General features: G+C 65.6%; 20 protein-coding genes. 12 read left to right on the forward strand and 8 right to left on the reverse strand.

The genetic code is table 11. From position 1 onward, the window contains the following. Positions 1–132 precede the first annotated feature (132 nt). Complete coding sequence (locus KYX69_RS20395; RefSeq protein WP_300500909.1) at positions 133–1,299, reverse strand: hypothetical protein; 1,167 nt, start codon at positions 1,297–1,299, stop codon at positions 133–135. A gap of 215 nt (positions 1,300–1,514) precedes the next feature. Next, positions 1,515–2,711 carry a DUF1343 domain-containing protein gene (locus tag KYX69_RS20400; RefSeq protein WP_300500912.1) on the reverse strand — a complete coding sequence of 399 codons (1,197 nt, stop codon included), beginning with the start codon at positions 2,709–2,711 and terminating at the stop codon, positions 1,515–1,517. Positions 2,712–2,824: 113 nt separating this feature from the next. On the opposite strand from KYX69_RS20400, the gene KYX69_RS20405 reads away from it, so the two are divergent. Then, positions 2,825–3,271 carry a DUF4126 family protein gene (locus KYX69_RS20405; RefSeq protein ID WP_300500915.1) on the forward strand — a complete coding sequence of 149 codons (447 nt, stop codon included), beginning with the start codon at positions 2,825–2,827 and terminating at the stop codon, positions 3,269–3,271. 53 nt (positions 3,272–3,324) lie between these two features. Here KYX69_RS20405 and KYX69_RS20410 read toward each other — a convergent pair whose 3' ends face one another. Together KYX69_RS20410 and KYX69_RS20415 are read right to left on the reverse strand one after the other, a co-directional pair. Beyond that, positions 3,325–5,652, reverse strand: a complete 2,328-nt coding sequence (locus KYX69_RS20410; protein ID WP_300500917.1) for a TonB-dependent receptor — start codon at positions 5,650–5,652, stop codon at positions 3,325–3,327. A gap of 197 nt (positions 5,653–5,849) precedes the next feature. Beyond that, positions 5,850–6,374 (reverse strand): DOMON-like domain-containing protein, encoded by a 525-nt coding sequence (locus KYX69_RS20415; protein ID WP_300500920.1) that lies wholly within the window; start codon positions 6,372–6,374, stop codon positions 5,850–5,852. A gap of 111 nt (positions 6,375–6,485) precedes the next feature. Between KYX69_RS20415 and tyrS the strand changes: the two genes are divergently transcribed. From tyrS to KYX69_RS20430, 3 genes are all read left to right on the forward strand, one after another. Then, positions 6,486–7,712, forward strand: a complete 1,227-nt coding sequence (gene tyrS / locus KYX69_RS20420; RefSeq protein ID WP_300500923.1) for a tyrosine--tRNA ligase — start codon at positions 6,486–6,488, stop codon at positions 7,710–7,712. A 115-nt stretch (positions 7,713–7,827) separates the two neighbouring features. After that, positions 7,828–8,166, forward strand: a complete 339-nt coding sequence (locus tag KYX69_RS20425) for a PilZ domain-containing protein (protein ID WP_300500926.1) — start codon at positions 7,828–7,830, stop codon at positions 8,164–8,166. A gap of 423 nt (positions 8,167–8,589) precedes the next feature. Continuing rightward, positions 8,590–8,943, forward strand: a complete 354-nt coding sequence (locus KYX69_RS20430; protein ID WP_300500929.1) for a hypothetical protein — start codon at positions 8,590–8,592, stop codon at positions 8,941–8,943. Positions 8,944–8,982: 39 nt separating this feature from the next. Here the strand turns inward: KYX69_RS20430 and recG are convergent, their stop codons facing one another. Further along, positions 8,983–11,040 carry an ATP-dependent DNA helicase RecG gene (gene recG / locus KYX69_RS20435; protein ID WP_300500932.1) on the reverse strand — a complete coding sequence of 686 codons (2,058 nt, stop codon included), beginning with the start codon at positions 11,038–11,040 and terminating at the stop codon, positions 8,983–8,985. A gap of 70 nt (positions 11,041–11,110) precedes the next feature. Between recG and KYX69_RS20440 the strand changes: the two genes are divergently transcribed. Beyond that, positions 11,111–11,377 carry a succinate dehydrogenase assembly factor 2 gene (locus KYX69_RS20440; RefSeq protein WP_300500965.1) on the forward strand — a complete coding sequence of 89 codons (267 nt, stop codon included), beginning with the start codon at positions 11,111–11,113 and terminating at the stop codon, positions 11,375–11,377. 113 nt (positions 11,378–11,490) lie between these two features. Next, positions 11,491–14,952 (forward strand): transcription-repair coupling factor, encoded by a 3,462-nt coding sequence (gene mfd, locus KYX69_RS20445; protein WP_300500935.1) that lies wholly within the window; start codon positions 11,491–11,493, stop codon positions 14,950–14,952. A 137-nt stretch (positions 14,953–15,089) separates the two neighbouring features. On the opposite strand, the gene KYX69_RS20450 is transcribed toward mfd, so the two are convergent. After that, positions 15,090–17,300, reverse strand: coding sequence for a P-loop NTPase fold protein (locus KYX69_RS20450; protein ID WP_300500938.1), 2,211 nt, complete (start codon positions 17,298–17,300; stop codon positions 15,090–15,092). A 627-nt stretch (positions 17,301–17,927) separates the two neighbouring features. Between KYX69_RS20450 and KYX69_RS20455 the strand changes: the two genes are divergently transcribed. Further along, positions 17,928–19,382 carry a DEAD/DEAH box helicase gene (locus tag KYX69_RS20455; RefSeq protein ID WP_300500941.1) on the forward strand — a complete coding sequence of 485 codons (1,455 nt, stop codon included), beginning with the start codon at positions 17,928–17,930 and terminating at the stop codon, positions 19,380–19,382. 39 nt (positions 19,383–19,421) lie between these two features. Here the strand turns inward: KYX69_RS20455 and KYX69_RS20460 are convergent, their stop codons facing one another. Together KYX69_RS20460 and KYX69_RS20465 are read right to left on the reverse strand one after the other, a co-directional pair. Continuing rightward, entirely contained in the window at positions 19,422–20,060 is a 639-nt protein-coding gene (locus KYX69_RS20460) for a hypothetical protein (protein WP_300500944.1), read from the reverse strand. Positions 20,061–20,112: 52 nt separating this feature from the next. Continuing rightward, complete coding sequence (locus tag KYX69_RS20465) at positions 20,113–21,069, reverse strand: hypothetical protein (protein ID WP_300500947.1); 957 nt, start codon at positions 21,067–21,069, stop codon at positions 20,113–20,115. A gap of 219 nt (positions 21,070–21,288) precedes the next feature. Between KYX69_RS20465 and KYX69_RS20470 the strand changes: the two genes are divergently transcribed. The 5 genes from KYX69_RS20470 to atpD all read left to right on the forward strand — a co-directional run bounded on the left by KYX69_RS20470 (position 21,289) and on the right by atpD (position 26,532). Continuing rightward, positions 21,289–21,843 (forward strand): F0F1 ATP synthase subunit delta, encoded by a 555-nt coding sequence (locus tag KYX69_RS20470; protein WP_300500950.1) that lies wholly within the window; start codon positions 21,289–21,291, stop codon positions 21,841–21,843. 11 nt (positions 21,844–21,854) lie between these two features. Next, positions 21,855–23,384: a F0F1 ATP synthase subunit alpha gene (gene atpA / locus KYX69_RS20475; RefSeq protein ID WP_300500953.1), complete on the forward strand. Its 1,530-nt coding sequence runs from the start codon at positions 21,855–21,857 to the stop codon at positions 23,382–23,384. A gap of 102 nt (positions 23,385–23,486) precedes the next feature. Continuing rightward, positions 23,487–24,365, forward strand: a complete 879-nt coding sequence (locus tag KYX69_RS20480) for a F0F1 ATP synthase subunit gamma (RefSeq protein WP_300500956.1) — start codon at positions 23,487–23,489, stop codon at positions 24,363–24,365. Between the two features lies 1 nt (position 24,366). Then, positions 24,367–24,972, forward strand: coding sequence for a hypothetical protein (locus KYX69_RS20485; RefSeq protein ID WP_300500960.1), 606 nt, complete (start codon positions 24,367–24,369; stop codon positions 24,970–24,972). Between the two features lie 30 nt (positions 24,973–25,002). Then, positions 25,003–26,532, forward strand: a complete 1,530-nt coding sequence (gene atpD, locus KYX69_RS20490) for a F0F1 ATP synthase subunit beta (RefSeq protein WP_300500963.1) — start codon at positions 25,003–25,005, stop codon at positions 26,530–26,532. Positions 26,533–26,705 lie beyond the last annotated feature (173 nt).

Below are 26,705 nucleotides of genomic sequence, written 5' to 3' on the forward strand. Positions count from 1 at the left end.
AACACGCTGCTCTTTGCCTTCATCGGCCAGGCGGCAGGCCAAGCAGGCATCCTGCTCATCGCCGCCTCTGCTGGCGAACATTGAGCCCCGCCGCCGAAAAGGCGACTACGTCAACGGCCTGTTAAGGTCGCCCTAAGGCTTTTCCCGCCTGCTCTCAACCGCTGCGGCAAGCGTCGCGAATGCGTAAATCGCAATCAACGCCAAGCCCCAGCTCACCCGGTCGGCAATCGCAAACGGCGTGACCAGCAAGAGATAGGCCGCCGGGCTGCCCCACCAGCGCCGGATCACCGCCTGGCTGCGCTCGGCAATCGCGGTCGCGGCGATGGTGACCAGCGCCAGGATCGTCCCGTCGAGCGTCTTGTCGAGCTGCAGTTCGCCCAACCCCAGCGCGCCCACCACCGCACCGACGATCGCGCCGATCAGCGCTTCCTGCAGCAGTGCGCGCTTCTCCTCGCCGCGCAGCGCCGACAGCGCCGCTCCGGTCGCCAGCGCCGCCACGCCGGGGATCGCGACCCCCGCGCCCCAGGCATAGCCGAACGCGATCAATGCGACCGCTCCCGCCCCGGTCGCGGCACCCCCCGCCATCAACAGCCAGGCGGGAATGCCCTTCTCGACCACCTTGGGCAGCACCCAGCGCGCGACGCGCGTGAACACGTGGCGGTCGGCCCAGCTCGTCCGCCGTTCGGTCAGCGCCGCCAGCACCGCATTGCTGCGGCTCGCCAGCGCCGCGCCCTCGCGCTCCACGCCATGCCCGGCGCGCACCGCGCCCGCCGACAGTGGCACCTGCTCCGCCCCCGCCTGCACGATCGCGCGCAACAGCGTCGACTGGAAATCATAATCCGGCGGAAAGTCGGCGATATCCTTGATCCGCCGCGCCGGGGTGTGCGCCACGCCCGCCCAGCAATTGCGCGCGTCGATCCGCTCGAGCGACGCGGCGGGATCCTGCGTCACCAGGATCGCGTCCTTGCCCTCGCCCGCCATGCGATCGATCACATCGTCGGTGGTGACCAGCGCGTCGGCGACCACCACGACATGCGCCAGCGGATGCACCCGCGCCGCCGCTTCTGCTGCGGAGCGCACGATATCGACCGGAACGCCGCGCTTGGCCGCACGGCTGACCGCGCCGAGCAAGGCCGGGGTGACCCGGCTGACCGCGACCAGAATATGCCCCGCACCCGCGCCAACCAGCAGCCGCGCCTGATACTCAAGCAGCGTCATGCCGCCAAACGGCAGCGTCGCGGCGAGCACCCCCGCACGATCGCCCGCATCCTCCGTCGCAAAGATCAGCCCCGCCAGCATGTTGATCCGGTTAGGCGAATTGATTCGGCGGGGGAAGGGGCAGAAATCCTCCCCCAGCTTGCTGGGGGAGGTGGCAGCGCGCAGCGCTGACGGAGGGGCCGCCCTCGCAGAGGGCGGAGTTTTGCCGAACCGTTCACGGCCGTCTGCGCGGCCGCCCCTCCACCACCGCCTGCGGCGGCGGTCCCCCTCCCCTGCTGCGCAAGGGAGGAATAGCATTAGTAGAGCAGGAATCCCTTCCGCATCTCCACCCAAGCAGCCTCGTCCGCCCCGGCCGCCGCATCGAGATCGCCCGGCGCCGCGCCCGCATCATCAACCCACTCCCGCAGCCCCGGCCCGCCATTGATCACATCGATCGCCAGTTTCTCGAACTCATACTCATACGGAAAATCGCGCCACAGATCGTAATCCGGATAGAGCGACCGGATCGCCTTGAACCCCAAAGCCTGCAACCGCCACGGGTGGAAAGCTTCATGGTCGTACCCCAGCCCCTCGGCGTGAATGAACACGCCGCTGCATAGCTGCCCGACATGCTTGTGAAAGGTCGGCTGAAACCAGAAGTCGCGCAGCGTGCAGCCTGCGGTCCATTCCGGCGAAATGCGGCGCATTTCGGCGATCACCGCCTTGCCGTCGATATCCGGCGCGCCGAACAGCTCCAGCGCGCGCGTCGTCCCGCGCCCCTCGGACAGCGTCGTGCCTTCCAGCATCACCGTCCCGGCATAGGCCCGCGCCATGTTGACATTGGCGGCATTGGGGCTCGGGTTGATCCACACCCGCTCGGGCGGCCAGCCAAACCCCGGCGCGGCGTCGGGCGCCCAGCCCTGCATTTCGATCACACGATAGGCGACGTCGAGCTTGAAGTGATCGATGAACCACGCGCCCATCTCGCCCAGCGTCATGCCATGCCGCATTGGCATCGGCCCCGCGCCGACGAAACTCTCCCACCCTGGCAGCAGCGTCAGCCCCTCGACCGGGCGGCCCGCCGGGTTGGGCCGGTCGAGCACCCACACTTCCTTGCCATGCTCGGCCGCGGCTTCGAGCATGTAGAGCAGGGTCGTGACATAGGTGTAGATGCGGCAGCCCAGATCCTGCAGGTCGATCAGGATCACGTCGAAGGTGTGCATCGACTGGCCGGTCGGTCGCCGCACCTCGCCATAGAGGCTGAACACCGGCATCCCGTAAGTGGGATCGGTATAGTCCGGCGATTCCATCATATTGTCTTGCAGATCGCCGCGTACGCCATGCTGCGGCCCGAACATCGCGGATACGGTGAGCCCCGCCGCGACCAGCGCATCGACGCTGTGCGTCAGGTCCGCAGTCACCGACGCGGGATGCGCGAGCAGCGCCACGCGACGGCCCTTGAGTTGGTTGAGCAAAGCGGGGTCGGCAAGCAGCCGGTCGATACCGAAGTTCATGGCCCTTCAGGTGCCGAACCTTGTCCCGCAACGCAATCGCCATTCGTGCTGCACGACGGACCCAAGCCCCGGTCCAGCCGTTGGACGGGCAGAACACTGGGAAAATTGTCAAAATGCTGCGATCGATCCTGCTTGGCGCCGTTGCCGGAGCCCGTGCCATGACCCCGCTGGCAGTGGTCGCCAATGCCGCGCGCACGGGCAAGCTGCGCAGAGCCGGCGCCGCACCGGATCTGCTCGCGCACCCGCTGGTGTCGGCGGGAACGACGGCGCTCGCCGTCTATGAACTGGTCGGCGACAAGCATCCCGACGCGCCCGACCGCATCGGTGCCCCCGCCGTGGCGGTCCGCATCCTCAACGCCGCCATTGCCGGCGCGCTGGTCGCGCCGAAACGACAGCGCTGGGCGGGCGCGGCTGCGGCCGGGGCGACGGCGGCGGTCGCCACCTACCTCACCTGGCGCGCCCGGACGCGGGCAATGGAACAGCATGGCCGCGAAGCGACCGGGTTGGCCGAGGATGCGATCGTCGTCCCCACCGCGATTGCCGCGGCCACCGCCCGCTGACGCAAAGCGGCGGCCCGGTCGCCCGAGCCGCCGCTTCTTCGTCCTTCAGCCGATCAGAACGAAGCCGCCACCTGCACATACCAGCTGCGCGGGCGGGCAAAGATCCGCTCGGCGTAACCCAGCGTTGCCAGCGACGCGTTGCCCTGGATCAGGTAGCGCTCGTCGAGCAGGTTGTTGACGCCGCCGCTAACCTCGATCCCGTTGCCGAGCTTGAGCGTCAGCGAGGCATTGCCGACGAAATAGCCATCTTCCTCGATCAGCGGAATGCTCCCGGTGATGAAGGTGATCTTGGACTGGTAGCTGCCATCGACGCGCGGCGTCAGCGTCATGTCGCCACCCAGCGGGATCGCATAGGCGATGCCGAAATTGGCCTGCATGTCCGGGGTGAAGGGCAGGTCGTCGTTCGGCGTCACCGTCGCAGTCGCGCCCGGCACCGGGGTGATGCTCTTGATCTTGTCGTCGAGAATGCTGATCCCGGCGTCGAAGGTCAGGCCCCAGCTGGTGCGCAGGCTCGCCTCGGCCTCCAGCCCGCGAATGCGCGCCTCACCCGCGTTGAACAGCAACGGCACCACGCCCTGGCGGAAGATCAGCTGAATGTCCTGATACTCGGCCTGGAACGCGGCGAGGTTCAAGCGCAGCCGCCCGATATTGGTCTTGGCGCCAATCTCGTAGCTGGTGACGCTCTCCTCCGCGAACGGCACGGGCAGGTTGCCGGCGGGCGCGGCGTTGTAGCGGGTGTTATAGCCGCCCGACTTGAAGCTCTTGGCGTAGGACGCATAGGTGCTGATCGCGTCGTTCCAGCGATACTGGATGCTCGCCGAACCGGTCAGCGCCGAGAAATCCTGCTGGAACGGGCGGCTAAAGATGAACAGCGGCCCGCCCTGTGATGTCGCCAGCGTCGGCAGCGGATTGGGGTCGGGCAGGGTCGCGGGGAACAGGTTCAGCACCGTCCCGCGATAATTCTTGCGGTCGCTGGTGTAGCGCAGGCCGCCGCTGATCTCGAGCGCGTCGGTGATGTTCCACGCCAGCTCACCGAACACCGCAACCGAATCGGTCTTGAGCCGCGAAACCTGAAGGTCGCGCGACCCCGGCCCGCCCGCCAGCAGCGATCCGATCACCGGCGGTGACGGCGGGAAGGCGAGTGGCACGGTCGCACGCTCGTCGGTGACCTCGTTGAAATAATAGCCGCCGATGATCGCATTGACCGAGCCGAAATCGAGCTGAAGCTGGACTTCCTGGCTGAACTGCGCCGATTGCGCGGCGACATCGGTGGTGATCAGCAGCAGCGGCGTGTTGTCGCCGTCGCGAATGCCGCGCGATTCGGTCTCACGATACGATGTGATCAGCTTGACCGACGCGATATCGGTCAGGCGGATATTGGCGGTCGCGCCGATGCCCCACACTTCCGAATTGCTCTCGACCGGCGCGGTGCCGCCATTCACGAACGGCCCGCGCGCCTGCAGATCGTTGGCGCAGCGGATGTCGTTGGTCATCGGCACGTTCGGCGCACCGAAGCGCGGGTCGCCGGGGACCAACGGCGCGAACGGGATCGTCGCGCCGGGGCAGCCCGCCGCAACGCTGGCGATCGCGGCGACCGGCGCCTGTTCGTTGATACCCGCAAAGGTGAACGGCGCGCCATTCTCGTCCTGCTTGCTGTAATCGGCGCGCAGGAACAGGTCGAAGTCCGGGGACGGCTCCCACAGCAGCGACGCAGCGAGCGAGAAGCGGTTCTCGTTACCCAGGTCCAGGCCATCGACCGCGCGGATCACATAGCCATCGCGCTTGCGGAAGCCGCCCGACACGCGCGCCGCTGCGGTCGTGCCCAGCGGCACGTTGACGACGCCAAAGCCCTCGATCAGATTCTCGCCGCCGCCGCGCACCCGCGCCCGGCCGCTGAATTCGCCCAGCTTGGGCTGCTGCGTCCGCACCAGGATCGCGCCACCGATCGTGTTGCGACCGAACAACGTCCCCTGCGGCCCGCGCAGCACTTCGACGCCGGCGATATCGCCGAAATCGATCGCCCCGCCGACGGCGCGGCCCAGATAGACTTCGTCGAGATAAACACCGACGCCCGGATCGACTGCGGCGGTCGGATCGACCTGACCCACACCGCGGATGAACACCACCGACGACGCGCTGTTGCCCGACAGCTGACCGGCGGGCTTGAACTGCAGGCTCGGCGTGATCCGCTCCAGGTCCTGCGTCTGCGTGATCTGGCGTTCCTGCAACGTCTCGGCGCTGAACGCGGAGATGGCGACCGGCGTATCCTGCAGGCTCTCCTCACGGCGCCGCGCAGTGACGAGAATTTCGCCCTCCGCCGCCGGAGTCGCCTCTTCCGCCGTATCCTGCGCCAGCGCCGGCACGGCTGCGCTAAAGCTCAAAAATGCCGCAACCGCGGCGATGCTGGATGCAGCGCGGCTATGCGCGCGCGAAGTCCCTCGACCCATCATCACACTCCCCTTTTTTCAGCCCGCGATTCTTGGCGATCGTCGGTGCGATATTACTCACATCTGAAATTGTTCATGTCAATAACAGTTATGCGGTGAATCTATTTCGTGCGACCCCGCATCGCCACCGCTTACACCGGCGGACTCAGCTCAAGGACAAAGCCATCGGGGTGATGAAAATCGGGCTTTTCCGCCGGATGCGCCAATGCCCAATAGGATTTGGTGCCGTCGGCTTCTTCGATGACGGCGGTGAGGTTGATCCGCATTGGCACCAAGGGAAGCTCAGGCATCGCCTCTACCGACACAAAAAATGAAGGTGCAGGGGTCACCGCGATCTCAGGATCATCGCAGGGCAGCTCCCGCATTCCCGAACGATAGCCGTCGAACGCGTAAGCCGCCCATTCAAACGATGGGGAGAAATTGAACTCGAAATATGTGTCGCCACCGTTGGGCTGCGCGAACAGCTCGAAGCACGTGGTCTTCCACAAGCCATCTGCCCGCACCGGATCGGCAAACTGCGGCACGATCAGCGTGTCGGAGGGCGCCACGTGATATTCGAGCCACAATGCGCCGGACGCCTGCTGATACAGGTCCACATAGACGGTATCGACCTTGCTTGCAGGTGTTGCGGGGTGGCAAATCAGATTGTGGCGCATCATCCCTCACTCCGTTTGGGCTGAGCCTGTCGAAGCCCCGTCCCCGCGTCAACGAACCTCGCCAGCCAACAGATGACTCAACCCGCGACCTCGGCTACACGCGCCGCCACCATGACCGAATACGCATCCGATCTGCTCCGCACCCTGTCCGACCGTGGCTATATCCACCAGGTCACCGACGCCACTGCGCTCGACGCGCTGGCCGCCAAGCAGATCGTGCCCGGCTATATCGGTTTCGACCCCACCGCGCCCTCGCTCCACGTCGGCAGCCTCGTCCAGATCATGCTGCTGCGCCGCCTGCAACAGGCCGGGCACAAGCCGATCGTGCTGATGGGCGGCGGGACCGGCAAGATCGGCGACCCGAGCTTCAAGGACGAAGCGCGCAAGCTGATGACGGACGAGGTCATCGCGTTCAACATCGCGTCGATCAAGACCGTGTTCGCCAAGTTCCTGACCTTCGGGGACGGCCCGACCGACGCGGTGATGGTCGACAATGCCGACTGGCTCGACAAGCTCGAATATATCCCGTTCCTGCGTGACATCGGGAAGCATTTCTCGATCAACCGCATGCTCAGCTTCGACTCGGTCAAGCTGCGCCTCGACCGCGAACAATCGCTGTCGTTCCTCGAATTCAACTACATGATCCTCCAGGGCTATGACTTCCTGGAGCTGTCGCGCCGCGCCGGGTGCCGCCTGCAAATGGGCGGGTCGGACCAGTGGGGCAACATCGTCAACGGCATCGAACTCTCGCGCCGCGTCGACGGGACCGAAGTGTACGGCGTCACCACCCCGCTGATCACCACGGCCGACGGCGGCAAGATGGGCAAGACCATGTCGGGCGCGGTGTGGCTCAACGAAGACGCGCTGCCCGCCTTCGATTACTGGCAGTTCTGGCGCAACACCGACGACCGCGATGTCGGCCGCTTCCTGCGCCTGTTCACAGACCTGCCCCTGGATGAAATCGCCCGGCTCGAAACGCTGCAAGGCGCCGAGATCAACGAGGCGAAGAAGATCCTCGCCACCGAAGCCACCGCCATGTGCCGCGGCCGCGACGCCGCGCTCGCTGCCGAGGAAACCGCGCGCAAGACCTTCGAGGAAGGTGCCTCGGGCGACGCGCTCCCGACCCTGTCGGTCAGCGGCGAGATCACCGTCGTCGACGCACTCGTCGGCCTCGGCTTTGCCGCGTCGAAGGGTGAGGCCCGCCGCTTGATCAAGGGCGGCGGCGCACGGATCGACGGCGAGAAGGTCAGCGACGAAGCCGCGACCGTCACCGTCGGCGCGGCGGAGGTGCGTGTGTCGTCCGGCAAGAAGCATCACGGCCTGCTCCGCGCCGAGTGATCACACCCCCGTAAGAATACGTAAGTAACCACTGGTAACCAATCCGGTTGCGGAGCTGTTTACGCCCTGCGCCCTACCCAATCTGACATTGAACCACGAGTCGGCGGGGTCCAGTGTGAGTTACCAGTTCTCATCCATCGTGCGCGCCACCGCAGCCGACAGCGACCGCCGCACCACGACGCGCGACGAAGTCCATTTCCGCGCCCGCGCCTTCGGCCCCGACGCCCAGCCGCACACGCTGCTGATCGTCAACGTCTCCCCCCACGGACTGATGGCTCGCTGCGAGCATGAGTTCGCCGAGGGCGACCGCCTGCGCGTCATGCTACCGGTGGTCGGCGCGATCCCGGCGGAAATCCGCTGGTCGCTCGGCGGCCGCATCGGCGTGAGCTTCGACAGCGCGGTCGATCTGGCGAGCTGCTACGAGCTGCTCGCGCAGATGCTCAAGGCGGGGTGATCCTAGCTTAGCCCCTCCCCTTCAGGGGAGGGGTTGGGGTGCCGCGGCTCAGTCTCACCGAGACCGCGCGCCCTCCCAATCCTCCCCCGCCAGGGGGAGGTGGCACGCGCAAGCGTGACGGAGGGGGAGGAAGGGTATCGGATCAAGAGGTGAGGCCACAGCCGTCCTCCCCCTCCGTCGCCTTCGGCGCCACCTCCCCCTGGCGGGGGAGGATCGATTACACCACCCGCCAAACCCCCATCGTCACCCCGGCCCCCGTGCCGGGGTCCACCCCTCCCCAAGCGCAGCGCTCCAGCCTCAAGCCGCACGCCCGCCTCCCGGTGGACCCCGGCCCAAGGCCGGGGTGACGATAGTTGCTAGCGGATAGAACCCCGACATTAATTCTGCCATCATCCGGTCCGTGGAAGCACGGAAGGTCGACCTATGCTCGCTCTGATGGTTCTCGGGATGGCGCGCTGTGCATCTGCGGAGTTTTGCCCAGACGATAAAGCGCTCATTTCGGCGGTGCGAAGTCGAGACCATGCCATGGTGTTTGCCATTTCCGCGCAAGCAGCCGAAGAAGATCCCGGCTCCCTAACGATGGTCAGTTCTCAGCGCATAATGGGCGTTTCTGACGTGATCTGCGATGAAGTGCAGCCGGGAGAACTACCGACAATCATGTGCAAGTTCACCGTCCGCTACTGGAGCATGAACTCGTATCTGGTTGCGCGGCTGGTGAAGAAGGACGGAGCTTGGGAGATTGATGAGTCTTTGCAGGTCAATCGAAAGCGCAGGTGAGCGCAATTTCCGCACTCTATTCATGTCCGTTCCAGCCCCCTACCCCGCCCGCAACAACCCAACAGCCGCATCGCGCTCAAACAAATACAGCGCCACCCGCGCCGCCTGCCCGCGCTCCCCGTCCAGCCCGCCATCGCGATCGACGAGCAGCCGCGCGTCGTCGGTCGCCGCCGCGATCAGCTCGGCGAACTTCTCCGGCGGGGCGAGGCGGAACGTCTGTTCCCCCGATTGCCGCGTCCCCAGCATCTCGCCCGCGCCGCGCAGCCGCAGATCCTCCTCGGCAATGCGAAACCCGTCATTGGTCTCACGCATCAGCGCCAGCCGCGCGCGCGACGTCTCGCTCAACGTCCCCCCGCGCAGCAGCACGCACACCGACCGCCCACCGCCGCGCCCGACCCGGCCGCGCAGTTGGTGGAGCTGCGCCAGCCCGAACCGGTCCGCCGCCTCGATCACGATCAGCGTCGCGTTGGGCACATCGACCCCGACTTCGATCACCGTCGTCGCGACCAGCACGCCAAGTTCGCCTGACGAAAAGCGCGCCATCACCGCGTCCTTTTCCGGCCCCTTCATCCGGCCGTGGACAAGGCCCACGCGATCCCCGAACCGCGCGCGCAACGCCTCCGCCCGCGCCTCGGCGGCGGCAAGGTCGGTCTTCTCGCTCTCCTCGACCAGCGGGCACACCCAATAGGCCTGCCCCCCGCCCGACAGATGCCGCGCGAGGCCGTTGACCATCTCCTCGATCCGCTCCTCGCTGATCACGCTCGTCTCGATCGGCTGGCGGCCCGGCGGCATCTCGTCAAGCTTGCTGACGTCCATCTCGCCATGCGTCGCGAGCTGCAGCGTGCGCGGGATCGGCGTCGCGGTCATCACCAGCAGATGCGGCGCGGTCTTCGCCTTGGCCTGCAACATCATCCGCTCGGCCACGCCAAAGCGGTGCTGCTCGTCCACCACGACGAGGCCAAGGTCGCGATACGCGACCCCCTGCTGAAAGATCGCATGCGTGCCGATCAGGATGTCGATCGATCCATCGGCAACCCCCATCAACGTCGCCTCACGCACCCGCCCCTTGTCGCGCCCGGTCAGGATCGCGATCTCGACGCCCAGCCCGGCGAACAGTTTGCGCAGCGTCTCATAATGTTGCCGCGCCAGAATCTCGGTCGGCGCCAGCATCGCCCCCTGCGCCCCCGCCTCGACCGCGATCAGCAGCGCCATCGCCGCGACCAGCGTCTTCCCCGCACCGACATCGCCCTGCAGCAGCCGCAGCATCGGGCGCGGCTGCGCCATGTCGCCCTCGATCTCCCGGATCGTCCGCGCCTGCGCCCCCGTCGGCGTGTAGGGCAGCCTCAGCGCATCGCGCAGCCGTCCGTCCCCCGCCAGCGCCCGTCCCTTCTTCGCACGCGCCGCCCCGCGCACCAGCATCAGCGCCAGCTGATTCGCGAACACCTCGTCATAGGCCAGCCGGTCGCGCGCCTTGGCATCCGCCGGATCGGCATGGATCGCGGCCAGCGCCTTACGCCAGTCGGGCCAGCCCTTGCGGTCCTTCAGGCTCGGCTCGATCCATTCGGGCAGCTCGGGCGCGCGCGCCACCGCCTGCGCGGCGAAATCCGCCAGCCGCTTCGACGTCATCCCCTCCGACAGCGGATAGATCGCCTCCCGCCCGCCCGGCCGCGGCTCGCTCAGCGCGACGATCTCGGGATGCACGATCTGCAATTCCTGGCCGTACTGGTCCAGCCGCCCCGACACCCATTTGGCCTCGTTCAGCGGCAGCTGCTTCTTCGCCCAGCCGCTATTCCCGCCAAAGAAAACGAGCGTCACATAATTGCCGCGCGCATCGGTCGCCTCGACCCGCGCCGGCGCCCGCGCACTCCCGCTCATGCGGTAATTCACCGGGGTCAGCTGGATCGCGATCGTCCGCCCGACATCGGCCTGATCCAGCTCCTCGCGCGGCAACCGGTCGATATATCCGCTCGGCAAATGGAACGCGACATCCACCACCCGCGCCAGCCCCAGCCGCTCCAACGGCTTGGCCAGCTGCGGCCCCACGCCTTTCAGCGACGTGACTTCGGCGAAGAGCGGGTTGAGGATATCGGGTCGCATGTTTATCTGCCTCCCTACACCCAGCCGACTGCGCGCAAAAGCGCCGTCGGCCAATCTGCGTTGGATGAAGATGGATCTGGAAACCCGCCTCAAACGCCTCCGCTTCCGCGCCTGGCATCGCGGCGTCAAGGAAGCCGACCTGATGCTCGGCGGCTTCTACGACGCGCGCTCGGCCGGCTGGACCGAAGATCAGGTCGCCTGGTTCGAGGACCTGATGGAGGAACAGGACGTCGACATCATGGCCTGGGCCATGGGAACCGAACCCACGCCTGAGCGCTGGCAAGGGCCGATGATGGATGACCTCAAGTCCCTGGATTACGTCCCGATTTCGAAATGACCCCCCGCTCGCCCTGAGCTTGTCGAAGGGCCGTCTTTCTTCTCCACCGCTCAGAACAAGGACGGTGCTTCGACAAGCTCAGCACGAGCGGGTTTGTTTGCACCTCAACCGCCATGCCCGACCTCAACCGCATCCTCTCCGCCAAGACCCCGCTGACCCTCGCCGGCGTCCCCACGGGCTTCCTCCCCTGGCTGCTCGCCGACCTCGCGCGGGCTTGTCCCCCAGGCGCGGTCTACATCGCCCCGGACGAATCCGCGATGCGCGCCATCGCCGGCACCGCGCCCTTCTTCGCGCCGGAGCTTGAGGTCATTCAGTTCCCCGCCTGGGACTGCCTTCCCTATGACCGCGCCAGCCCCACGCTGCGCGTCATGGCCGAACGCATGGCCGCCCTCGCCGCGCTCCAGGCAAAGCCGACCGGCCCGCGCCTCATCCTCACCACCGTCAACGCCGCGACCCAGCGCACCCTCACCCCGTTCCGCATCCGCCAGATGACCGCGCGCCTGGCACCCGGCGAGCGCATCTCGCTCGACAAGCTCGCCACCCTGCTCTCCTCCAACGGCTATGTCCGCACCGACACCGTCCACGACAGCGGCGAGTTCGCCGTGCGCGGCGGCCTGGTCGACCTCTACCCCAGCGGCGCGGAGCAGGCGCTCCGGCTCGATTTCTTCGGCGACGAGATCGAAAGCGTCCGCACCTTCGACCCCGCCGATCAGCGCACCACCGGCCGCGTCGACGGCTTCACCCTGCTCCCCGCCAGCGAAGCCCTGCTCGACGAAGACACGATCAAGCGTTTCCGCACCCGCTACCGCGAGAAGTTCGGCGCCACCGCCACCGGCGACCCGCTCTATCAGGCGATCAGTGAGGGCCGCCGCCTCGCCGGGATGGAGCATTGGTTGCCCCTGTTCGAAGAGCGGATGGAAACCCTGTTCGACCACCTGCCCGACGGCGCGGTGATCGTGCGCGACTCCGGCGAAGCGGGCGCCGCGGAGTCCCGCTTCGAGGCCATCGCCGACTATCAGGCCAACCGCGTCCGCGCCCAATCGACCGACGCCGGCAGCTACCGCCCGCTCGGCACCGACCAGCTCTATCTCCTCCCCGCCGAGTGGGAGACGCGCCTCAAATCCGCCCGCGCCCACCTCGCCACCCCGTTCCACGAGCCCGAATCCGCCACCGTCCTCGACTTCAACGTCGACGGCCCGCGCGACTTCGCCCCCGAACGCGCGGCTCAGAGCAACATCTACGACGCCGTCGCCGCGCACCTGTCCGGCCTGCGCATCGCGTCGAAAAAGCCCATCCTCGTCAGCTACTCCAACGGCTCCCGCGACCGCCTCGCCGGGCTGCTCAAGGATCACGGCGTCACCGACACCCGCCCGGCCGACAGCTGGCAGGAGGCGCTGGGCATCGCCGCCTCGTCCGTCGCCCTCATCGTCCTCCCGCTCGACCACGGCTTCACCTCGCCCGACATCGCGCTGCTGACCGAACAGGACATGCTTGGCGACCGCCTGGTCCGCCGCAACAAGCGCAAGAAATCAACCGACGCCTTCCTCGCCGAACTCGCCACCCTCTCCCCCGGCGACCTCGTCGTGCATATCGAACACGGCATCGGCCGCTACGAAGGGCTCACGCAAATCCCGGTGCAACAGGCACCGCACGACTGCGTCGCGCTCTCCTATGCCGGCGGCGACAAGCTCTACGTTCCGGTCGAGAACCTTGAGGTCCTCAGCCGCTACGGTTCCTCCGAAGAGGCCGCGACCCTCGACCGGCTCGGCGGCGAAGCGTGGCAGCGGCGCAAGGCCAAGATGAAGGAGCGCATCCGCGAAATCGCGGGTGAACTCATCGCCACCGCCGCCAAGCGCGCGCTCCGCCCCGCCGACATCGTCGAGACCGATCCCGGCAGCTACCCCGTCTTCGTCGATCGCTTCCCCTTTCAGGAGACCGACGATCAGGACCGCGCCATCGGCGACGTGCTCGAAGACCTCTCCGCCGGCAAGCCGATGGACCGCCTCGTCGTCGGCGATGTCGGCTTCGGCAAGACCGAGGTGGCCCTGCGCGCCGCCTTCGTCGCGGCCATGGCGGGCATGCAGGTCGCCGTCGTCTGCCCCACCACACTCCTCGGGCGCCAGCATTACACCAACTTCGTCGCCCGCTTCGAAGGCTTCCCGATCCAGATCGGCCGCCTCTCCCGCCTCGTCCCCGCGGGCGAGGCCAAGGCGACCAAGGACGGCCTCGCCGACGGCACCATCGACATCGTCGTCGGCACCCACGCCGTCCTTGCCAAGGGCGTCGAGTTCAAGCGCCTCGGCCTCGTCATCGTGGACGAGGAACAGCGCTTCGGCGTCACGCACAAGGAACGGCTGAAAGCGCTCAAGACCGACGTCCACATGCTCACCCTCACCGCCACGCCGATCCCGCGCACGCTGCAGATGGCGATGTCGGGCCTGCGTGAACTGTCCGTCATCCAGACCCCGCCGGTCGATCGCCTCGCGGTGCGCACCTATGTCATGCCGTGGGACCCGGTGGTCCTGCGCGAAGCCCTGCTGCGCGAACATTATCGCGGCGGGCAGAGCTTCTTCGTCACCCCGCGCATCGCCGACCTGCCCGATATCGAGAAGTTCCTGCGCGAGGACGTGCCCGAAGTCCGCTACGTCGTCGCCCACGGCCAGATGGCGCCGAGCGAGGTCGAGGAGCGCATGTCCGCCTTCTACGACAAGAAGTACGAAGTGCTCGTCTCCACCACCATCATCGAATCCGGCCTCGACATCCCCAGCGCCAACACGATGATCGTCAACCGCGCCGACCGCTTCGGCCTCGCCCAGCTCTATCAGCTGCGCGGCCGCGTCGGGCGCGCCAAGACCCGCGCCTATGCCTATATGACCACCGCGCCCCAGCGGCTGATGACCGAGGGCGCGGAAAAGCGCCTCAAGGTCCTCTCCGACCTCGACTCCCTCGGCGCAGGGTTTCAGCTCGCCAGCCACGATCTCGACATTCGCGGCGCGGGCAATCTGCTCGGCGACGAACAGTCCGGGCACATCAAGGAAGTCGGCTACGAACTCTACCAGTCGATGCTGGAAGAGGCGATCATGGACGCCAAGGCCGGCGGCATCCGCGACGACGCCCGCCCGCGCGACCTGTCGCCCCAGATCACCGTCGACGCCCCGATCCTCATCCCCGAAACCTTCGTCCCCGACCTCGACCTGCGCATGGGCCTCTACCGCCGCCTGAACGAGGTCGAGGACAAGCGCGGCATTGACGAATTCGCCGCCGAGATGATCGACCGCTTCGGCAAGCTGCCCGAGGAAACCGAAAACCTCCTCACCCTGATCGAAGCCAAGCTGAACGCCAAACGCGCCTGCATCGCCAAGATCGACGTCGGCCCCAAGGGCGCCCTCGTCACCTTCCACGAGGACAAGTTCCCCAGCGTTGAAGGCCTGATGGCCTATGTCGAACGCCTCGACGGCACCGCGAAATTGCGCCCGGACATGAAACTGGTCGTGGCCCGCGCGTTCGCGACGCCAAAGGCACGGCTGAACGCAGCGCTGCAGATTTCGCGGGGGTTGGCTAAGGCTGCGGGGTGAGGGGGAGCGACATTTTGGTCTGGAGTGGGCTGCCCGCTATTGCACGGCGCCGCAAGGAGACGGGATATCTAGTCCATCTACCTCCAAATGACGCGGCACGACACACTCATTAAAGGAGAGGACACCCAAGCATCGGCCTATTGATCCGTACCCGCTTCCTGCCCAGATTGACGGTGGACAAATGAGAATTGATTGGCGATTCGACGGTCCACGTCATACGTCCCGCCCCAATTTTCCTCCCAGGTTACCGCGTCGAGTTCAGCACCATAGACGGCACGTAGCTGTGCATACACGCGATCGGGATCCAGTATTTTCGAGAGCGACTGGTAAGTTTCCGTCGTGAACTCTGACGGCCTAATAACGCCATCTCCACCCTGCGACCTCCCCCCCAGACCTTTTAAAAGCAAGATTGCATTCTTGGATTCTGCTTCCAAAAAAGTTGAAAGCCGATCCAGTATAAGCTGCCTCGTCGCCTCGTCACCATCTCGAAGGATAGCAAATACTAATTCACCAAACCGATCTTCAGCGCACTCAATGAGGTTGCTTTTATCAGAAGCTTCGAAGAAGCGCTTTGCCAAAATTGCCGCGATAGGGTGCCGTCTCTCCGGCGTGAGGAAGCCGCGATCCGCATGTTCCGTCGTTCGCACACGGCTCCACCTTAAAAGTTCGCTTATGAATGAGAGGGAGTCGGAGTGTTCTGCGGCGTCCGCGATAATGGCGTCTTGCTCGGCTGCCTCCATGCGGAACGCGAGTTGGCAAATAAAGATGGCGGCTTGGGAAAACACGAAAGTCCCAAATATGATGTCTCGCGAGACAGGAATTTTGGAGGCCCGCTTGGCAAGCGCCAAGCTCAAGGTTGGGGCAGCGGTCAGCGCCAACGTCACCTCATGGCGGCGCAATTTTCTGATCAGAATCTCTGCGGAGTTTTTCTCGAACGCATCGTCGAGGGCGGCGCCGACGCCCTCTTCGTCGCATGCCGACGCCTGTTCAAGCAAAGCATCAATTGCGCGGTCAGGCATGTCGCCCGTAGGAATAGCGTATGTAAAGTAGCGCCTGAAATAATCCGCGCTACAGATACGCTTCTCATTTGCCCAGATTTCGTCCCAGCCCTCTCCATATTCGACTTGCCCAATTCGCGGGAAAAGATTATTCAGAAAGTACCTGATAGCCTCCTTTTCCCTATCACCAGCCTCCAGCTTATCAATTGAAACGCTGATCATCGAGATATCATTATTTCCCTGCATTTGACGCCGGCCTTGTGATTTCAGTACATGATCAGGGTTGGCACGGACTGCATCATACACCGTTGGGTAAAAGACTCTCAGTGCTTCAATCTGGATTTGATCGACAACGCGCACCTCACCCTTGAGGATAGGCACCGCAAAGCTGATCGCGTTGTCGAATAGCTTCACTCGCCGTGGCGTCCTCAGTGCGGCGCCGAAAGCCTCGATCAAAGCATGGCCCAGCTCCGGACCATCTGACTCGCTAAGTTTAATGCCACTCTCGGCAATGACGCGGTCACAAGCCGCGAACATCAGGTCACGCAATTTGTCGGAACGCGCAGGAGGAAGGTGGAGCGGCACCTGCACTATTTTTTCGAGGAAACGACGTCCGGCCAATGGATCACCGGTGCCATATGCCTCACCCAAAGCCTCCGAAACGATCACGTCGTCAAAGGCCAGAACGTAGGTCGTATGATCGAAATCGCCGGATAATCGCACCAGCTTGAATAAAGTCTGGATATCCCGGCGATCGAGCCGATCGATGTCGTCGATGAAAATCACGATCTTCTTGCCGTACTTACGAAGGATTCCACCCACCTTGTCGCGTGTTTCGACTAGCGCTTCGGTGGTGATAGCCTCCCCGACTCCCTGTAACGCATCGCCGACTTGGGGGATCGCTTTTCCATACGTCGCCATGATTTCACCGATATTCTCCTTGGAGAACCAGCCACTTTTTTCCAGCTTGTTCTTGATGGACTGAAAGAAGCTACGGGTGATGGCTTCCGTGCTGTCGCCGTAAAACCAGGGGTTGTAGTCCATGGAGAGCACATCAGCACGCGGCTCTAGATATTCTTTGACCATTGCAAGCGTTGACGTTTTCCCGTCGCCCCATGGCCCATAGATGCCAATAACAAGGCTCGACGGGTCACCTCGGCGCGAAATGGTCTCTGCGACCTGCTTGGCGAATGAGGCGCGATCGAACATGTCCTCGGCGACATTTTTGATCGGCCGATCGACTTGGACTGTAAGACTCATCACTGTCTCATCGGCAGAGCCGTCCGGCCGAGCAAGTGATTGGTCTGCCGCTATATCGGCGCTGCCAAAGATTCGCTTGAGCATTTTCATATGCTATGTGTAGTCCGGTTCCGACTTGATCGTCGACTCTGCCGCGTTGATGGCGCTATCTGCACGTTGCCCTCTAAAACTTGCCTTTCCCGAATACCGAGATGGGGATCCCCCCCTTGCAATGTTGGACCCGATATGTTCTCATCCCCCGGTCGCATTCCGACCGCTCTTTGACCCCGTCGATCGCCCCGCCGCCGGACCTGCGCTGTCCTTCGCGCGAAGCTGACACGCCGCGTGACACACGCGCATAGTTGTCAGTTTTGTCCGGCTCGCCCCGCGTCCCCCGCGCCAGCCCCGCCCAAAGCTGACAGGATGAACCGCGTTCCGCGTAACGTCGTCAGGTTCGCGACAGTCCCCGGCCCCACCCGAACCGCGCCGCACAGCGCGATAGTGTAAAGCCAGTGTAAACTTCCGCGCCGCCGCCCGAACCTTGACTTATGTCAGCCCTGCTGCCATATCGCGCCGCAGCGAGGCGTTATGCAGCGTGATCGGGTCGCCGGAATATCCGGCCCCTGGCTCCGCCTCGGTTGATTGCTCGGCTTCCCAAATCACGCGGGTCGTCAATTTTTTGACCCGCCTGCGCGCGCGCATTCCGCATGCGCGCTGGCCGTATTGCAAAGAGATTCCATGACTGAATTCAAGACCCTCGGCCTGTCCGAGACCACGCTGGCTGCGCTGTCGGCAAAGGGCTACACCACCGCGACCCCGATCCAGGCGCAGTCGATCCCGGCGCTGCTCGAAGGCCGCGACCTGCTCGGCATCGCCCAGACCGGCACCGGCAAGACCGCCGCGTTCATGCTCCCCTCGATCGAGCGTCTCGTCGCGTCGAACAAGCGGGCGCAGCCGCGCGGCTGCCGCATGCTCGTCCTCGCCCCGACGCGCGAGCTGGCCAGCCAGATCGCCGACAGCGCGCGCCAGTATAGCAAGGGCACCAAGCTCAGCGTCGCGACCGTGTTCGGCGGCACCTCGATCCACAAGAACAAGACCGATCTGGCGCGCGGCGTCGACATCGTCGTCGCGACCCCGGGCCGCCTCGTCGACCTGATCGAACAAAGCTATGCGATCCTGCTCGGCATCGAAATCCTGGTGCTGGACGAGGCCGACCAGATGATGGACCTGGGCTTCATCCACGCGCTGAAGCGCATCGTCCGCGAGCTGCCCGGCAAGCGCCAGACCCTGTTCTTCTCGGCCACCATGCCCAAGAGCATCCGCGACCTCGCGACCCAGTTCATCAAGGACCCGGTCGAGGTGAAGGTGACCCCCGTCGCCACCACCGCCGAGCGTGTCGAGCAGTTCGTGACCCATGTGAACCAGAGCGAGAAGCAGTCGCTGCTGACGATCGCGCTGCGCGACGAGAGCATCGACCGCGCGTTGGTCTTCACCCGCACCAAGCATGGCGCCGACCGCGTCGTGAAGCTGCTGGCCGCCAGCGGCATCGCGGCGAACGCGATCCACGGCAACAAGAGCCAGCCGCAGCGTGAGCGTGCGCTGGGCGAGTTCAAGTCGGGCAAGGTCAAGATCCTGGTGGCGACCGACATCGCCGCGCGCGGCATCGACGTGTCGGGGGTGAGCCATGTGTTCAACTTCGAACTGCCCAACGTGCCGGACCAATATGTCCACCGCATCGGGCGGACGGCGCGCGCGGGCGCGACCGGCATCGCCATCAGCTATTGCGCCGATGACGAGCGGCCGTACCTGCGCGACATCGAAAAGCTGATCCGCCAGAAGGTGACGATCCAGCCGCTGCCCGAGGATTTCCTCGCCGAATCCGCCCGCATCAAGTCGAGCCGCGGCCCGATCCCGATGAGCCGCGACGAGATGAACGGCCGCAACGGCCGCACGATGGCTGACCGCAACGCCCATCACCGCGCTGCACAGCGCGACCGCGGCCCGCGCGGCAATCCCGCTGGCGATCGTCGCGAAACGCTCGGCACCGCCGCTCCGCGCGGTGGTGGTGAAGGCGCCGGAGCCGGCGACAAGCCGCGCTTCTACGGCCCGCGCAAGAAGAAGTTCACCCCGCGTCCCGCCGGTGCCGGCGGCAGCCAGCGCAGCGGCGGCGGCCAAGGCCAGCGCCGCGGGTAACCGATCCCCGCTCCTCCCGGCCCGACCGGGGGGAGCGGATCAGTTGGCAGCGGCGACCGGCTTGATCGCCTTGGCGAACTCCAGCACCGACGGCATCAGCTTGCGGACATCGGCATCGGTGGTGCCGGGCGCATAGCGATAGATCGTCACGACCTTCCCCGACACGACCGTCATGCAGCCGCTCATCGCCAGCGTATAGCTGATGCCCTTCTCCGGCGCCGCCATGTCGAGCACCGCACCCAGGTAAAGGCAGTGCGCATCCTGGCCATAGCCGCGGACCTCGCCCTTGATCTGGACCGGGCTGCCCATGGTGCGCGAAACGCTCTTCGACGCCTCGTCGTTTTCGCCACCGGACTGCGCCGCCTTGAGCACCGGCCCGACCGCCTGCTGAAGCTCTGTCGTATTGGTGCTGACGGCCAGCAATTCGTTCGGCGTCTTGAGGATGAAATAGTCCTTCCACGCCTTGTCGGCGTCGCACGACAGGGTGGTCAGATGCGTGACATTGCGATTGTCGGAAGCCGCGACCATCTGGGCGACAGCCGCATTGCTGCCTTCTGCCGCACAATAGCCCGCCGGCAGCGCGGTCGTGAACTCCACCGTCCCCACGCGAAAGCGGTGTTGAGCGGCGGCAGGGGTGGCGATGGCGGCAAGCAGGCCGGCGATCAGGATCGATTTCATGGCGCGATGCTAGCGCAGTTCCGGTCGAAATCGAGTCGCTTTTACAGCGGCTTCACCGCCGCCCCGGCCCGCGTCCGCGGCGCCGCGCGGCTTCATCGTCCCGCCCGGCGATCAGGCGCGCGATCCGCTCCGCCCCCGCCGTCGCCTCGTTCGTCCCCCGCCCGATCAGCGGCGCGGCACGGCGATACAGCACCAGCGCCTTGTCATAGTCGCCCGCCGATTCGGCACACAGGCCAAGGTCGAAGGTGATCGACGGGTGGTTCGGCGCCTGCGCGTCCATCGCGGCCCAGGCTGCGCACGCGGCGGGCAGGTCGCGCTGAGTTTGCTTGACGATATCCTTGAACGGCCGCTCCAACGGCTTGGGCAGGCCGCGGGTGCTCTCACGGAAGCGGATCGAATAGAGCTCGACCGACGGCACGATGTCACGGCGCACCGCCTCGGCGATGTCGATGATCATGCCCCGAATCGCCTCTTCGGTCGTGCGGGGCGGGGTCTGCCCACGGCACCAGCTGGCTTCGTCACGCCGCGGATGCGACACGCTATAGACCACGCGGTTGCCGATGTCGGTCATGCGCAGGTCGGCGTTCACATTGATGACGCGCCGGGTGCAGTCCTTCTCGACCTCTTCCTCGCGCAGGCACTTGCCGTCGCGCTTGCCGCCCTCACGCTCGACACACTCCTTTTCCTTGCGCTTGAACTTCGTTTCCTGAACCCCGGTGACGACATTGCCGTTCAGCAGCCCGTCCGCGTCGCCGCCGCGTCCGCCGACCAGATCGAAATGCGTCCGCCCCTCGATATCCGGTCGCCCCAATGCGCGCTCGATCGCCAGCGCGAGCTGCATCCCGTCCTCACCCCCGATCCGCCCAACCCGCAGCGAATCGAGCATCGCGGCGTCGCGATAGGGCGCAGCAAAGCGCCCGGTCATGCGCACGCTTTCGGCATGGGCGGTGGTTGCAAGCAGACTGGCGACGGCTACAGCGATTCCCGCGCGGATCGGCATCGGAAGCATGGCATTCCCCCCCTGAGCACTCTCAGAAGGCAGTTGTTTCGCACCCGGCGCGATCTGCGGCAAGCCCGCTGCGTACCCAGCGCCGTCATCGCACGGTCACACAGGTTGCATCCTTTGGCCCCCTTTGCTAGGCGCGCGCCAACCCATCGGGGGTGCCGCACAGGCACACCCCCGAATCCCCATGGGGCCATTCTAGAGTCCAAGAGGAAACACGCGTCCGTGGATAATTCCGGCGGTATCCAAGCCAGCTTAAGCGGTCGCTATGCGACTGCGCTGTTCGATCTGGCGCGCGAGGGCGGTGCGATCGCGACGGTCGAATCGAGCCTCGCCACGGTCGCCCAGGCGCTGACCGAATCGGCCGACTTTGCGGCGCTGACCAAGAGTCCGCTGCTCGGTCGCGACGAGACCGCACGCGGCGTTGCTGCAGCGGCGGGCGCGATGAAGCTCGACCCGCTCACCACGCGCTTCCTCGGCGTGCTGGCCCAGAATCGCCGTCTGTCGGCGCTGCCCGGCATGATCCGCGATTTCCGCACCCTCGCGGCGCAGCATCGCGGCGAAGTGACCGCTCAGGTTACCTCGGCCCACCCGCTCGACGCCGCACAGGTCGCCGAACTCAAGACGCAGCTGCGCACCCGCGTCGGCCGCGACGTCAATGTCGACCTGTCGGTCGATCCCTCGCTCCTTGGCGGGCTGGTCGTGAAGATCGGCTCCCAGATGATCGACAGCTCGATCAAGACCCGTTTGAACTCCCTCGCGCATGCGATGAAAGGCTGAAAGCTAGAATCATGGATATCCGCGCCGCAGAAATCTCGAAGGTCATCAAGGACCAGATCGCCAATTTCGGCACCGAGGCAGAGGTCAGCGAGACCGGCCAGGTGCTGAGCGTGGGTGACGGCATCGCGCGCGTCCACGGCCTCGACAACGTCCAGGCGGGCGAAATGGTCGAGTTCGCCAATGGCGTTCAGGGCATGGCGCTCAACCTCGAGGCCGATAATGTCGGCATCGTGATCTTCGGCTCGGACTCGGAGATCAAGGAAGGCGACGTCGTCAAGCGGACCGGCACCATCGTCGACGTGCCGGTCGGCAAGGGCCTGCTCGGCCGCGTCGTGGACGGCCTTGGCAACCCGATCGACGGCAAGGGCCCGATCGTCTCCGACCAGCGCTCGCGCGTCGAAGTGAAGGCTCCCGGCATCATCCCGCGCAAGTCGGTGCATGAGCCGGTGCAGACCGGCCTCAAGGCAATCGACGCGCTCGTCCCCGTCGGTCGTGGCCAGCGCGAGCTTATCATCGGCGACCGTCAGACCGGCAAGTCGGCCGTCGCCATCGACACCTTCATCAACCAGAAGACCGTCAACGCCGGCACGGACGAGAGCAAGAAGCTCTATTGCGTGTACGTCGCCGTCGGCCAGAAGCGCTCGACCGTCGCACAGCTCGTCCGCACGCTCGAAGAGAATGGCGCGATGGAATATTCGATCGTGGTCGCCGCGACCGCGTCGGACCCCGCCCCGCTCCAGTTCCTCGCACCGTACACCGGTTGCGCGATGGGCGAGTATTTCCGCGACAACGGCATGCACGCCGTCATCGTCTATGACGATCTGTCGAAGCAGGCCGTCGCCTATCGCCAGATGTCGCTGCTGCTGCGCCGCCCGCCGGGCCGCGAAGCTTATCCGGGCGACGTCTTCTATCTGCACAGCCGCCTGCTCGAGCGCGCGGCGAAACTGAACGAGGACAATGGCTCGGGCTCGCTCACCGCGCTGCCGATCATCGAAACCCAGGCGGGCGACGTGTCGGCCTATATCCCGACCAACGTGATCTCGATCACCGACGGCCAGATTTTCCTTGAAACCGACCTGTTCTTCGCGGGCATCCGCCCGGCGATCAACGTCGGCCTGTCGGTGTCGCGCGTCGGTTCGTCGGCGCAGACCAAGGCGATGAAGAAGGTGTCGGGCTCGATCAAGCTCGAGCTCGCCCAGTATCGCGAAATGGCCGCGTTCGCGCAGTTCGGTTCGGATCTCGACGCCTCGACGCAAAAGCTGCTGAACCGCGGCGCGCGTCTGACCGAGCTGCTCAAGCAGCCGCAGTTCAGCCCGCTGCCGTTCGAAGAGCAGACCGTGTCGATCTTCGCCGGCACCAACGGCTATATCGATAGCGTCGCCGTGACCGATGTCGTCCGCTACGAGGCCGCGATGCTCGCCGAGATGCGTTCGAAGCACGCCGACATCCTCGCCGCGATCCGCGACAGCAAGGATCTGAGCGACGACACCAAGGCGAAGCTCAAGGACGCGCTCGCCGCATTCGGCAAGACGTTTGCGTAACTAGCCGTCACCCCAGCGAAAGCTGGGGTCTCCCGCCGCAAGCGAGCGGCCTGTGGCACGAGATCCCAGCTTTCGCTGGGATGACGAGGTTGAAGGAAGAACATGGCCTCTCTCAAGGCACTCAAAGTCCGGATCAACTCGGTCAAGTCGACCCAGAAGATCACCAAGGCGATGAAGATGGTCGCCGCCGCCAAGCTGCGCCGCGCGCAGGAAGCGGCGGAGGCCGGGCGTCCCTATGCGCAGCGGCTCGAAAGCGTCGTCGCCAGCCTCGCGTCGAAGGTCGCGGGCGGCCCCGGCGTGTCGCCGCTCCTCGCCGGCACCGGAAAGGATCAGGTCCATCTGTTCGTCGTCGCGACGAGCGACAAGGGTCTGGCCGGCGCGTTCAACACCAACATCGCCCGTCTGGCGCGTCGCCGCGCGCAGGAACTGATCGCGCAGGGCAAGACGGTCAAGTTCTACACCATCGGTCGCAAGGGCCGCGCGGTGCTGAACCGGCTCTACCCCAACAATTTCGTCCACGGGATCGAGCCGGGCGACCTCGGCAAGCTCGGCTTTGCCGACGCACGCGGCTATGCCGACGACCTGATCGCCCGCTTCGAAGCGGGCGAGTATGACGTCGCGCACCTGTTCTATTCGAACTTCAAGTCGGTCCTGACGCAGGAGCCGACCGAGCGGCAGCTGATCCCGGTCAAGATCCCGGAAGTCGCCGTTGTCGAGGAAGGCGCAGCGGTCACCGAGTACGAGCCCGACGAGGAATCGATCCTCGCCGACCTGCTCCCGCGCAACGTTGCGATCCAGCTCTACCGCGCAATCCGTGAAAACGCCGCGTCGGAGCAGGGCAGCAAGATGACCGCGATGGACAACGCCACACGCAACGCGGGCGACCTGATCAAGCGGCTGTCGATCCAGTACAACCGCGCGCGCCAGGCCGCGATCACGACCGAGCTGGTCGAGATCATCTCGGGCGCCGAGGCTCTGTAAGATGCGCGCGTTGCTCCTCCTCACTGCGACCGTGGTGCTCGCGGGCTGCAACCAGCAGCCTGCCGAGCAGCCGACGCTTGCGCAGAATGAGGCGGCGGCACGCGAAGCGGCAGCAGATCTCAAGGGCGCGGACCGCATGTTCGGCTTCCCGACCGAGACGATCGGTCGCCTCAACCAATATGGCTATCGCCTCGCCCCCTATGCGGCGGCGCAGAGCGGTTTTGCGGCCAAGGGCGCGGCGATCACGCTGTCGCAGTCCGACGCAAAGAACCCGAACACCGGCACCGTGACCGTCACCGGCCAGGACGCCGACGCGATCGACACGATCGCCTTCGCGCTATCGCTGACCGACGACGCCAATGCCGAAACGGCGAAGAAGCGCCTGACCGACATCGTCCGCGCCTTCCTGTTCCAGTATGGCATCGACGACAAGAAGACGCTCGACGCCATCGCCAAGGAACAGGCGTTCGACGGCATGATCGGCGCCACGCCGACCGTGATCGCCATCGACAAGGGCGATGCCGCCCGCACCCTGACCGTGACTTTCCGCCGCCCCTCCGCTACGGCCCCGGCCGAGGCGATGGTCGGCAATTCCCCGCAACCCTGATCGCATTCGCCAAGCAAGGACTTGAAGAACATGGCAACCGCAGCCCCCACCGCAGACAAGCCCGCGCGCAAGCCGCGCGCGACCAAGCCCAAGGCGGATAGCGCCGCCACCACGGCACCCGTCGCCGCCGCCGGCCAGGGCCGCATCGCGCAGGTCATCGGCGCGGTCGTCGACGTCAGCTTCGACGGCGAACTGCCCGCGATCCTGTCGGCGCTCGAAAGCGACAATAACGGCAACCGCCTCGTCCTCGAAGTCGCACAGCATCTGGGCGAGAACACCGTCCGCACGATCGCGATGGACTCGACCGAAGGTCTGACCCGCGGTCAGGCAGTCACCGCCACCGGCGCGCAGATCCAGGTTCCGGTCGGCCCGGCGACGCTCGGCCGCATCCTCAACGTCGTCGGTGAGCCGATCGACGAGCGCGGCCCGGTCGCCACCGACCTGCGCGCACCGATCCATGCCGAAGCCCCGCTGTTCGTCGACCAGTCGACCGAGAGCGCGATCCTCGTCACCGGCATCAAGGTCATCGACCTGCTCGCGCCGTACGCTAAGGGCGGCAAGATCGGCCTGTTCGGCGGCGCCGGCGTGGGCAAGACGGTTCTCATTCAGGAACTGATCAACAACATCGCCAAGGGCCATGGCGGCACCTCGGTCTTCGCAGGCGTCGGTGAGCGCACGCGTGAAGGCAACGACCTGTATCACGAGTTCCTCGACGCCGGCGTTATCGCCAAGGACGCCGACGGCAACGCGATCAGCGAAGGGTCGAAGGTCGCGCTGGTCTATGGCCAGATGAACGAGCCGCCGGGCGCCCGCGCCCGCGTCGCGCTGTCGGGCCTGACCATCGCCGAATATTTCCGCGACGTCGAAGGTCAGGACGTGCTGTTCTTCGTCGACAACATCTTCCGCTTCACCCAGGCGGGCGCGGAAGTGTCGGCACTGCTCGGCCGCATCCCGTCGGCGGTGGGCTATCAGCCGACCCTGTCGACCGACATGGGCGCGCTGCAGGAGCGCATCACCTCGACCAACAAGGGGTCGATCACCTCGGTCCAGGCCGTCTACGTCCCTGCGGACGATTTGACCGACCCGGCACCGGCAACCTCGTTCGCCCACCTCGACGCGACCACGGTTCTCAACCGTGCGATCTCGGAACTCGGCATCTATCCGGCGGTGGACCCGCTGGACTCGACCAGCCGCGTTCTGGAACCCCGCGTCGTCGGCCAGGAGCATTACGAAACCGCCCGCGCCGTTCAGTCGATCCTGCAGAAGTACAAGTCGCTGCAGGACATCATCGCGATCCTCGGCATGGACGAACTGTCGGAAGAAGATAAGCTGACCGTCGCCCGCGCGCGGAAGATCCAGCGTTTCCTCAGCCAGCCGTTCCACGTCGCCGAAGTCTTCACCGGCATCCCGGGCGCGTTCGTCCAGCTCGAAGACACGATCAAGTCGTTCAAGGCGGTCGTGAACGGCGAATATGACCATCTGCCCGAATCGGCCTTCTACATGGTCGGCGGCATCGACGACGTCGTTGCCAAGGCCGCCAAGATGGCCGCCGACGCGTAAGCCACTCTAGCCCTCTCCCCTTCAGGGGAGAGGGTTGGGAGAGGGGCCTGTCCGCAGTCCCGTCGCGCGGGCGCCCGCGGCCCCCCCCCCCCCCGCCGCCGGGGGGGGGGGGGCGCGGAGGAGGTGGATCAGAAGAGAGGCAAGACCCCCCAAAAGAGGCGGCCCCGCGGAGG

Origin of the sequence: Sphingomonas sp. (genome assembly GCF_030145815.1) — a bacterium.
In the GTDB taxonomy this organism is placed as follows: Bacteria; Pseudomonadota; Alphaproteobacteria; order Sphingomonadales; family Sphingomonadaceae; genus Sphingomonas.